Annotated in this window: 10 protein-coding genes and 3 tRNA genes; 5 read left to right on the forward strand and 8 right to left on the reverse strand. The window is 73.8% G+C overall.

Going from position 1 to position 9,588, the window contains the following annotated elements:
- Positions 1-22: 22 nt before the first annotated feature.
- Positions 23-1,051 (reverse strand): NADP-dependent oxidoreductase, encoded by a 1,029-nt coding sequence (locus ACFU6K_RS20070; RefSeq protein ID WP_380664801.1) that lies wholly within the window; start codon positions 1,049-1,051, stop codon positions 23-25.
- Positions 1,052-1,175: 124 nt separating this feature from the next.
- On the opposite strand from ACFU6K_RS20070, the gene ACFU6K_RS20075 reads away from it, so the two are divergent.
- Together ACFU6K_RS20075 and ACFU6K_RS20080 are read left to right on the forward strand one after the other, a co-directional pair.
- Positions 1,176-1,640 (forward strand): MarR family winged helix-turn-helix transcriptional regulator, encoded by a 465-nt coding sequence (locus ACFU6K_RS20075; RefSeq protein ID WP_380664803.1) that lies wholly within the window; start codon positions 1,176-1,178, stop codon positions 1,638-1,640.
- Between the two features lie 126 nt (positions 1,641-1,766).
- Positions 1,767-3,374: an LCP family protein gene (locus ACFU6K_RS20080; RefSeq protein WP_380664805.1), complete on the forward strand. Its 1,608-nt coding sequence runs from the start codon at positions 1,767-1,769 to the stop codon at positions 3,372-3,374.
- A 166-nt stretch (positions 3,375-3,540) separates the two neighbouring features.
- Here the strand turns inward: ACFU6K_RS20080 and ACFU6K_RS20085 are convergent, their stop codons facing one another.
- From ACFU6K_RS20085 to ACFU6K_RS20105, 5 genes are all read right to left on the reverse strand, one after another.
- Positions 3,541-4,452, reverse strand: coding sequence for a 1-aminocyclopropane-1-carboxylate deaminase/D-cysteine desulfhydrase (locus tag ACFU6K_RS20085; RefSeq protein ID WP_380664807.1), 912 nt, complete (start codon positions 4,450-4,452; stop codon positions 3,541-3,543).
- A gap of 94 nt (positions 4,453-4,546) precedes the next feature.
- Complete coding sequence (locus ACFU6K_RS20090) at positions 4,547-5,251, reverse strand: GPP34 family phosphoprotein (protein ID WP_380664809.1); 705 nt, start codon at positions 5,249-5,251, stop codon at positions 4,547-4,549.
- A gap of 40 nt (positions 5,252-5,291) precedes the next feature.
- Positions 5,292-5,558 (reverse strand): hypothetical protein, encoded by a 267-nt coding sequence (locus tag ACFU6K_RS20095; RefSeq protein WP_380664811.1) that lies wholly within the window; start codon positions 5,556-5,558, stop codon positions 5,292-5,294.
- 9 nt (positions 5,559-5,567) lie between these two features.
- Positions 5,568-6,515 (reverse strand): SPFH domain-containing protein, encoded by a 948-nt coding sequence (locus ACFU6K_RS20100; RefSeq protein WP_380664813.1) that lies wholly within the window; start codon positions 6,513-6,515, stop codon positions 5,568-5,570.
- A gap of 304 nt (positions 6,516-6,819) precedes the next feature.
- Positions 6,820-6,893, reverse strand: a tRNA-Ile gene (locus ACFU6K_RS20105).
- Positions 6,894-7,083: 190 nt separating this feature from the next.
- On the opposite strand from ACFU6K_RS20105, the gene ACFU6K_RS20110 reads away from it, so the two are divergent.
- Both ACFU6K_RS20110 and ACFU6K_RS20115 read left to right on the forward strand, forming a co-directional pair.
- Positions 7,084-7,941: a trypsin-like serine peptidase gene (locus ACFU6K_RS20110; RefSeq protein ID WP_380664815.1), complete on the forward strand. Its 858-nt coding sequence runs from the start codon at positions 7,084-7,086 to the stop codon at positions 7,939-7,941.
- A gap of 117 nt (positions 7,942-8,058) precedes the next feature.
- Positions 8,059-8,805, forward strand: a complete 747-nt coding sequence (locus tag ACFU6K_RS20115) for a trypsin-like serine peptidase (RefSeq protein WP_380664817.1) — start codon at positions 8,059-8,061, stop codon at positions 8,803-8,805.
- A gap of 144 nt (positions 8,806-8,949) precedes the next feature.
- Here ACFU6K_RS20115 and ACFU6K_RS20120 read toward each other — a convergent pair.
- Positions 8,950-9,022, reverse strand: a tRNA-Asn gene (locus ACFU6K_RS20120).
- A gap of 61 nt (positions 9,023-9,083) precedes the next feature.
- A tRNA-Asn gene (locus ACFU6K_RS20125) sits at positions 9,084-9,156 on the reverse strand.
- Positions 9,157-9,385: 229 nt separating this feature from the next.
- Here ACFU6K_RS20125 and ACFU6K_RS20130 point away from each other — a divergent pair.
- A partial coding sequence (locus ACFU6K_RS20130; protein WP_380664819.1) for a hypothetical protein occupies positions 9,386-9,588 on the forward strand: 203 nt, incomplete at its 3' end.

Consider the following 9,588-nt stretch of genomic DNA (forward strand, 5'->3'; position numbering starts at 1 on the left):
GGTCAGGTCGCCTGACGGATCGTCAGCCGTCCAGGCGGACGACCATCTTGCCGGTGTTGACGCCGCTCAGCAGACCGAGGAAGGCGTCCAGCGTGCTGTCGATGCCCTCGCTCACCGTCTCGCGGTACTTCAGCTCACCGGAGCGCACCCACGCCGAGACCTCCTCGACGAACTTCGGCTGGAGGTCGTAGTGGTCGCCGACGAGCAGCCCCTCCATGCGGAAGCGCTTGGCGATGATCTGCGCCAGGTTGCGCGGGGCCGGGGTGGGCTCGGTGGCGTTGTACTGCGAGATCATGCCGCAGACCGCGATGCGCCCGTGCAGGTTGATCGAGTCGATCGCCGCTTCCAGGTGCTCGCCGCCCACGTTGTCGAAGTACACGTCGATGCCGTCGGGGGCCGCCGCCCGGAGCTGCTCGGCCACCGGCCCGTTCTTGTAGTTGAACGCGGCGTCGAACCCGTACTCCTTCACCAGGAGTTCGACCTTCTCGTCCGAGCCGGCGGAGCCGATCACCCGCGACGCGCCCTTCAGCTTGGCGAGCTGGCCGACGATGCCGCCCACGGCGCCGGCCGCACCGGACACGAACACCACGTCGCCGGCCTTGATCCCGGCGACCCGGGTCAGCCCCGCGTACGCGGTCAGCCCCGGCATGCCCAGCACGCCCAGGTAGGTGGAGAGCGGCGCGGCGTCCGGGTCCACCTTGACGGCCTTCCGGGCGTCGAACGTCGCGTACTCGCGCCAGCCGAAGTGGTGCAGGACGTAGTCGCCCTCGGCGAAGCCCTCCGCCTGCGAGGCGACGACCCGGCCGACCGCTCCGCCCAGCATCGGCTTGCCCAGTTCGTACGGCTCCGCGTAGGACTTGCGGTCCGACATCCGGCCCCGCATGTACGGGTCCACCGAGAGGTAGACGTTGCGGACCAGGATCTCGCCCGGGCCGGGGGCCCGGACCGGGGCCTCGACCAGGGCGAAGTCGGTCGGCTCCGGCCAGCCCTGCGGGCGGGCGGCGAGGTGCCATTCACGGGCGGTCGCGGGGGTGGCGGCCTGCTCTGCCATCGGGGGCTCCTTGCGGTTCGGGTGCGGGTTCAGACGCGGTTCAGGCGCATGAAAGGTTGAGGAACTGAAGTAACGATGGGCATGAAAGGTTCACCTTGTCAACTTTTCAGGTAGACTTTTGACCATGGAGACTCAGCCCGTCGAGGACGCCACGCCGCAGCCCGACGAGATCACCCGCGAGGTCGTCGACCTGATGGCCAACCTGGTCGCGCTGTTCCACCGCGAGTACGAGGAGGCCGCCGCCGCCCGCTCGCTCACCGGCGCCCAGGCCAAGGTGCTCGCCCTGCTGCGGCGCGGACCGATGCCGATGCGCCAGATCGCCCAGACGCTCAGCTGCGAGCCCTCCAACATCACCGGCATCGTCGACCGGCTCGAATCCCGCGGCTTCGTCACCCGCGAGGCCGACCGGCACGACCGCCGGGTCAAGCTGGTCGCCGCGACCGGCACCGGCTCGGCCGCCTCCGAGGAGCTCCGCGAGTCGCTGAACTTCGCCCGCGAGCCGCTGGCCGCACTCGGCCCGGAGGAGCGGACGGCCCTGCGCGACCTGCTCCGGAGGATGCTCGCGGGCGCCTCCGGCCCGGGCGCGTGACCAGCATCACAGGTCCCGGGGGCTGTCCGTTGGCCCCGGGGGGGTAACCGAACCGCCTCCCGGAACGTCTAACGTTCGAACATCGAACATCGAACGCGAGATACCTGAAGACGGGGGGCACTGAGGATGAGCAGCAGTGCGCGTCGGCGCCGCTACCTGCGGACCGCCATCGGCCTGGCCGCCGCACTGGTGCTGTCGGTCGCGGGTGCCGGAGCCTGGTTCTACCACCGGCTGGACAACAACATCACGACCTTCGACCCGGGCGGCGTCGCCACCGAGCGCCCGCCGGCCCCCGTACCGGCCAGCCCCGGCGCCCAGGTGCCGGTCAACGTGCTGCTGCTCGGCTCGGACACCCGCGACGGGGGCAACGACTCGCTGGGCGGCGGCGACGAGGGCGTCGGCCACTCGGACACCGCGATCCTGGTGCACGTCTACGCCGACCACAAGCACGCCGTCGGCGTCTCGATCCCCCGCGACACCCTGGTCACCATCCCGTCCTGCAAGCTGCCGAACGGCAGCTGGACGACGCCGAAGAACGACCAGATGTTCAACTCCGCCTTCACCGTCGGCCTGGCGGAGAGCGGCAACCCGGCCTGCACCCAGAACACCGTCGAGAAGCTCACCGGGCTGCGGATCGACCACACCGTCGTGGTCGACTTCAAGGGCGCGGCCGCGATGTCCGACGCCGTGGGCGGCGTGGAGGCCTGCGTGCCCAACGACGTCAACCAGTTCGGCATACACCTGAAGAAGGGCCTCCAGAAGCTCTCCGGGCAGTCCGCGGTGGACTACCTGAGAGCGCGCCACGGCATCGGCGACAACTCCGACATCGGCCGGATGAAGCGCCAGCAGGCCTTCCTCTCGTCGATGATCAAGAAGGTTCAGAGCCAGGGCTTCTCGCTGCCCACCCTGCTGCCGCTGGCCGACGCGGCCACCAAGTCGCTCACCGTGGACGAGGGTCTCGGCACCGCGATGAAGCTGGTGGACTTCGCCCGCTCGATCCAGGACATCAAGCTCTCGGACGTCTCCTTCGTCACCGCCCCCTGGCGCTTCGCCGGCGAGCGGGTGCGGCTGGTCCAGCCGGACGCCGACACGCTCTGGAAGCTGCTGCGCGAGGACCGCACCCTGGACGGGCAGAGCACCTCCGGGACGGGCCAGGTGACCTCCTCCCCCGGCGCCGACCCGGGGGCCCCGGCCGCCCCGGCCACGCCGCTCACCCCGGAGCAGGCCGCGGTGCCGGTCACCGTGGTCAACGGGGTCGGCACGCCCGGCCTGGCCGGCTCCGGCGCCGAGACGCTCAAGGCGCGCGGCTTCCGGGCCGTCACGCTCGGCCCCAACTCCCCCGGGCACCAGGTCACCCAGGTCTCCTACGACCCCGCGCTGAAGGCCACCGCCGACCAGGTCGTGGCGCTCTTCCCCGGTGCCAAGGCGGTCGAGGAGCCCGGTTCGGGGGCGATCACCGTCACCCTCGGCGCCGACTACCGCGGGGCGGGCACCCGGATCGACGCGGTGGCCGCCCCCAGCCCGGAACCCGGTGCCGGGACCGAGCCCGGGGCCGGGGCTCCGGCCGGGGCCGCTGCCGGGGCCGGGGCCGCTGCCGGGGCTCCGACCGGGGCCGCGGCGGGCGCCACTCCGGGCGGCACCCCCGGCGCCCTCCCGAGCGGCGTCCCCACCGGCATAGCGGAGAACACCCGCAACGCCGACACCGACCCGTGCGCGAACCTGAGCTTCGGCTGACCGCGCCCGGCCTCCGGCCCGTCCGAAGGCCGTCCGGGCCGCCGGTCGAACTCCCGCCCGTCCTCCCCGCGTTCACCCGGGAGGACGGGAGGCTCGGCGTCGGGGCGGGCACCTCGCGCGGTGGAGCCGGGGGCGCGTCGCCCCGCCGCCCTCCGAGCGACCGGCCCTACTCCGGATCCGGCAGCCCGGTGACGACGGCGGTGAGGCGGGTGCCGCGCGGGAAGGCGCCCGCCGCCGCCAGGTCCGCCAGCGCGGCGAGCAGCTTGGCGACGTAGCGGCGCTCCAGCGGGACGCCGTGGCGGCGCTCGAACCGCTCGGCGAAGCCGGCCAGCTCGGCCGGGACCTTCCCGTAGCCGCCGCCGTGGTGCCCGTGGTCGATCCGCCAGTTGTCGAACCCGCGCCCGTAAGCGGCCCGGTGCAGCCGGGCGACCTCCTCCTCCAGGTAGCCCTCGCCGCCGCGCAGCACCGCCACCCCGAGCGCCCGGGCGCCCGCCGGCAGCCCGGCCGCGATGCCGGCCAGGGTGCCCCCGGTGCCGACCGGGCAGCAGACCACGTCCCGCTCGCCGAGGTCGGGCAGTTCGGCCGGGATCGCGGCCGCGCCGACGGCGGCCAGGGCGTTGGAGCCGCCCTCCGGGAGCACCAGGCAGGGGCCCCAGCGGCGGAGGAGGTCCGCCGCGCCGTCCTCCCCCTCGGCCCGGCCGGTGGCCTCCCGGTACGCGGCCCGGGTCAGGAACTCCAGCCGCATCCCGGCCGCCTCGGCGGCCCGCAGCGACCAGTTGCGCGGCCGGTCGGCCAGCTCCTCGCCGCGGACCAGCCCCACGCTCTCCAGTCCGAGCGCCCCGGCGGCGGCCGCGACGGCCCGCAGGTGGGTCGAGTAGGCGCCGCCGAAGGTCAGCAGCCGGGTGTGGCCCCGCTCCACGGCGGCGGCCAGGTTGGGCGCCAGCTTGCGCCACTTGTTGCCGGGGACGGTCGGGTGCAGCAGGTCGTCCCGCTTCAGCCGCAGCTCCACCCCGGCCCGGGCGAAGGCCTCGTCGGTGCAGTCCACCAGCGGGGTCGGCAGCAGGGCGGCTTCGAGCATCCGGCCAGCATAGGCGGACGCGCGGAGCCCGGCCGCCGTACCGACAGCCTGGCTCCGCGCCCCGGGACGGGCCGCCACCCCCGTGGACGGCCCGTCAGCCCAGGACGGCGATCTCCGCCGTGTGGCCCGCCTGGCGCCAGGCCAGGGCCGAGCCGAGCGCCTTCGGGACCGGGCCGGCGGCCGGGTACAGCTTCTCGATCCGGCCGCGGTGCTCCCGGCGCTGCTTGGGATCCAGCACCGTGCGCAGCCGCCCCGCGGCGACCAGGGCCACCAGCGCCGCGTCGGCCGGGTCCACCCGGCTGAGCGGGCCCTTCAGCGCGGCGGTGACGGCGGTCGCCAGCGCCGCCCGCACCTCGGGCCCGCCCAGGGTGACCCGGGTGACCGGGAACACCCCGGCCGCCCGGCCCTGCTGGAGACCGATCCAGCCCGCCTCCGCCAGGCCCTCCCGGATCCGCCGGGCCGGGTGGTCGCGCCCCACGCTGTGGGCGCGGCCGATCCACCAGCTCCAGCTGTGCGGCCGCTTCTCCTGGATCCGGCCCAGCAGGTGGGCGCTGTACGGGTCGAGGCCGGCCGAGGCGGCGGAACCGCGGACCCGGGCGACGGCCGTCCGGCCCTCCTCGCGCACCAGTCCGCGGCGCAGCAGCTCGGTCAGCGCCGCCGCCTGCAGCACCAGGTGGAGCGTGGACTGCCGGGTGATCCGCCCGCGCCGCGGGTCGTAGGCGAGCAGGTACAGCTTCTCGGGCAGGTTGACGGGGAGGTCGGCGGGCGGCTTGGCGGGCAGTTCGGCGAGCAGGTCCATCTCGTTCTCCGGTCGTTCGGTCGGTGCCCGGCCGCCGCGGTCACTCCGGCGCGGAACCACCGCTCTGCGGGCTCTGCGGGGTCTCCTCGGGCGGGCTCTCCTCGGGCGGGCTCTCCTTGGGCGGGCGTCCGCGCCGGGGGAGCCGGGCCGCGCCGCCGGGCATCCGGCCGGCGTCGGTGAGGGCTCGGCGGAGCAGGAACTCGATCTGGGCGTTGGTGCTGCGCAGTTCGTCCCCGGCCCACCGGGCCAGCGCGTCGTGAACTGAAGGGTCCAGTCGCAACAGGAGCTTCTTCCGTTCCGTCGCCAAGGCCTCGCCTTACTGGTAGAGGGAGCCCGTGTTCACGACGGGCTGGGTGCCGCGGTCGCCGCAGAGCACCACCAGGAGGTTGCTCACCATGGCGGCCTTGCGCTCCTCGTCCAGCTCCACGACATCGCGTTCGGCGAGCCGGTCCAGCGCCTCCTCGACCATACCGACGGCGCCCTCGACGATCAGCCTGCGCGCCGCGACCACGGCCCCGGCCTGCTGGCGCTGGAGCATCACCTGGGCGACCTCCGGAGCGTACGCGAGCCTGGTGATCCGGGACTCGATGACCCGCACTCCGGCCGCGGCGACCCGGGCGGCGATCTCGGTGGAGAGCTTGCGGGCGATCTCGTCCGCGCCGTCGCGCAGCGACAACTGGCCCTCGTGGTGGGCGTCGTACGGGTAGCTGGTGGCGATGTGCCGCACGGCCGTCTCGGTCTGGATGGCGACGAAGTCGGCGTAGTCGTCCACCTCGAAGACCGCCATCGCGGTGTCCTCGACCTGCCAGACCACCACGGCGGCCATCTCGATCGGGTTGCCGTCCGCGTCGTTGACCTTGGTGGTCTCCGTCTCGTGGTTGCGGATCCGGGTGGATATCCGGCGCCGGCTGGTGAAGGGGTTCAGCCAGGTCAGGCCCTCGGCGCGGACGGTGCCCCGGTAGCGCCCGAGCAGCTGGACCACCCGGGCCTGTCCGGGCGAGACCACCGTCAGCCCGCACATCAGCAGCACCGAGCCGAGCAGCAGGACCGGCCCGAGGACCATCAGTCCGATGCCCAACCCCTTGCCGCTGCCGGACAGTTGGACCGCGCCGGCGACGAACGAGCCGACTCCGGCGAGCAGGCCGAGCAGCGTGCCGCCGAGGACCGGCAGGCCGGCCGCCCCGGTGAGGGCCCGTTCGGTGATCTTGGGGACCGGGAGGTCCAGGACGGCACCGTCCTCGACGGCGAAAGGCGGGGTGGTCATGGGGCGACTCCTTCGGCGAGCATCCGCATCCGATGGCAAAGTGATATCACTTTTTGGGCGTGCGGCGCCAGGGTCCGACGACGGGAAGGAGGGGACGGACAGTCGCCGAGAAGGCGGCGGACAGCCGTCGGGAACAGTCGGGACCGATGCCCACGGGTGGGTGAATTCCGGCGCGCCACACGGGGAGGGAGGATGGCCGCGGCCTAGACTCTGCGACGTCGCAGGCGGCGGAAAGACGGCGGGGCCCCGGCTCGGCGGCCCGCCCGCGAAGGGTCGTCACGACACTCGTCGCACATCGAGAAGGTGGGGCGGGTGGGACTCGAACCCACGACCAAGGGATTATGAGTCCCCTGCTCTAACCGGCTGAGCTACCGCCCCGGTTCGCCGCGCGCGCCGGTCGTCGGCGCGGCAGCAGCAGACGGCCCCAGCGAGGCCGTCCCGGGCAGCATAGCCGGTCGATCACCCGCGATGCGCGCCGGGGGCGCAACCTGGGTGCGCGACGGTGCGCGCCTCCCGGGCGGCGCAGCCCGGGTGGCGGCCGGGCACCCGTCCGGGGCAGCCTGGGCGGATGACGACACGTGGGACGGGGGCGGCGGCCGCGGCGCTCGCGCTGGTGCTGGCCACGGCGGGCTGCACCACCGCGGCGGGGCCGGGCGGGAGCTCCCCGACCGTCACCTCCGCACCACCCACCTCCTCCTCCGCCGCCGTCAACAGCCACGGCTGGAACCGGCAGCGGTTCAAGGGCGCGTCCGGCCGGCACACCGGCGTCACCCGCACCGCCAAGCCCACCGTGCTCAACGGCCTGGTCGGCGCGGTGTTCACCCGCAACGCCGACGGCGACCACTTCTGCACCGCCAGCGTGGTCGACAGCGCCGGGCTCAACCTCGTCGTCACCGCCGCCCACTGCGTCTGGGACCCGAAGCTCGGCCGGCGCAGCGACCTGGTCTTCGTCCCCGGCTACCGCGACGGCGACACCCCCAGCGGAGTCTGGCCGCTGCTGGCCGTCACCGTGGACGACGCCTGGAACGACCACGCCGACCCGGACATGGACGTCGCCTTCGCGGTCGTCCAGGCCCAGAACGGGCGGCAGGTCCAGCAGGTGCTCGGCGCCAACCGACTGGGCGTCAACCGCGGTTACCGGCTCCCGGTGAGGATCACCGGCTACCCGAGCAGCAGCGGCGTCCCGATCACCTGCTCCAACACCACCCTCCAGCAGAGCCCCACCCAGCTGCGGATCGACTGCCCCGACTACACCGGCGGCACCAGCGGCAGCCCCTGGGTCACCGACTTCGACCCGAGCACCAGGACCGGCACCGTGGTCGGCGTGATCGGCGGCTACCAGGAGGGCGGCAGCAGCCCGGACACCTCGTACAGCAGTTACTTCGGCGACCGCGTCCAGGCGCTGTACGACCGCGCCACCGGCTGACCGGGCAGCAGGCGGGACCCCGGCGGTGGCGCCGCCGGGCCCGGCCTGGTAGATCTTCCTCACGAACGGCGGAACGCACGGTCCCGGTGCCCGCCCCGAGGACGAGACGGAGCCCCGATGGCCTCCCGCCCGGCGCGGCCCGCGCACCCGGCACAAACGGTCGCGCTGGCCGCCCTGCTGCTGGCCGCCGGCACCGCCTGCGGCGGGCAGGACGCGGCGCCCCGCGCCGAGGTCGCACAGCAGAGCCCCGCCCGGGACCGGATCGGCACCCTCTCCATCCACACCGCGCAGGGACCACGGGCCTGCACCGCGAGCGTGGTGCACAGCCCCCGGGGCAACCTGCTGGTCACCGCGGCGCACTGCGTGCAGTCCCGCCGGATCGGCCTGCTGGACGGCCTGGTGTTCACCCCCGGCTACCGCAACGGCTCTACCCCGTACGGGACTTGGCCGGTGCGGGCGATCACCGTCGACCCGCGCTGGGCGGCCGGCGACGATCCCGAGTACGACGTGGCCTTCGTCACGGTGGGCCCGGTCGACGGCCGGCAGGTCGAGGACGCGGTCGGTGGCAACCCGATCGGCACCGGCCAGGGCTTCGGGCTGTCCGTCTCGGTCACCGGCTACCCGAACGAGAGCGACGAGCCGATCACCTGCGCCGTCCGCACCAGCTCGCAGAGCGCCACCCAGGAGCGCTTCGACTGCGGCGGCTACACCGACGGCACCAGCGGCAGCCCGTGGGTCACCGCGAACGGCGCGGTGGTCGGCGTGATCGGCGGCTACCAGGAGGGCGGGGAGACCCCCGGCACCTCGTACAGCGTCACCTTCGACCAGCGGGTCGCCGAGCTCTACCGGAAGGCGACGGCCTGACTCGGGAGCCGCCCCGGCGACGGCCGGGGCCCGCGGGCGGTGTCGCGCACGTCACGCCGCGGAGCCGGACGGGGACAACACGAAGGCCCCCCGGTCGACCGAGGGGCCTTCGCTCTGAGCAGTCACCGGGCGGACCCGGTGCAGCTCCCGCAATTGGACTCGAACCAATAACCTGCCGATTAACAGTCGGCTGCTCTGCCAATTGAGCTATGCGGGATCGCGGTACCCAACTTCCGTACCACGGACGGGAACAGGACCCCGGAGGGCCTTCTCCCGAGCTCCCCCAATTGGACTCGAACCAATAACCTGCCGATTAACAGTCGGCTGCTCTGCCAATTGAGCTATGGGGGATCGGCTCCCGCCTCGGCCCCCGGTCTCCCGGGCTCCTCGGCGCTCGCTGCGGGACATACATTAGCGCACTCGGGGGGGTGGTCCGCCAATCGCTTTCCCGGTCTGCCCCCGGACCGCCGCCCGGCGTGCCCCGCGCGCGCCCGGCGACGGGGCCGGGGATGCTGGGGCGCGGACGGTTCGCCGTCCCGACGTACGGGTAGGGCAATGCGGCAGAAGCCGCCAGGAGAGGGTGGATCCGACCATGTGGAAGCTGTCGTTGGCCGTGGGTTTCGCGGCCGGCTACGTCCTGGGCTCGCGAGCCGGGCGCCAGCGCTACGAACAGATCGCCAAGGTCACCCGGGAGATCGCCCGGAACCCCACGGTCCAGAACGCGACCGACCGGGCCCGGCAGCAGGCCGGGGTCGTGGCCGGGAAGGCGGCCGACGCGGTCGC

The organism is Kitasatospora sp. NPDC057512, from assembly GCF_042802135.1.
Taxonomy (GTDB): domain Bacteria; phylum Actinomycetota; class Actinomycetes; order Streptomycetales; family Streptomycetaceae; genus Kitasatospora.

Bases quoted from the DNA above. Each gene is read 5' to 3' on its own strand.
- ACFU6K_RS20110 (WP_380664815.1), top strand. From the start codon at position 7,084: ATGACGACACGTGGGACGGGGGCGGCGGCCGCGGCGCTCGCGCTGGTG.
- ACFU6K_RS20080 (WP_380664805.1), top strand. From the start codon at position 1,767: ATGAGCAGCAGTGCGCGTCGGCGCCGCTACCTGCGGACCGCCATCGGC.
- ACFU6K_RS20075 (WP_380664803.1), top strand. From the start codon at position 1,176: ATGGAGACTCAGCCCGTCGAGGACGCCACGCCGCAGCCCGACGAGATC.
- ACFU6K_RS20070 (WP_380664801.1), bottom strand. From the start codon at position 1,051: ATGGCAGAGCAGGCCGCCACCCCCGCGACCGCCCGTGAATGGCACCTC.
- ACFU6K_RS20090 (WP_380664809.1), bottom strand. From the start codon at position 5,251: ATGGACCTGCTCGCCGAACTGCCCGCCAAGCCGCCCGCCGACCTCCCC.
- ACFU6K_RS20085 (WP_380664807.1), bottom strand. From the start codon at position 4,452: ATGCTCGAAGCCGCCCTGCTGCCGACCCCGCTGGTGGACTGCACCGAC.
- ACFU6K_RS20100 (WP_380664813.1), bottom strand. From the start codon at position 6,515: ATGACCACCCCGCCTTTCGCCGTCGAGGACGGTGCCGTCCTGGACCTC.
- ACFU6K_RS20115 (WP_380664817.1), top strand. From the start codon at position 8,059: ATGGCCTCCCGCCCGGCGCGGCCCGCGCACCCGGCACAAACGGTCGCG.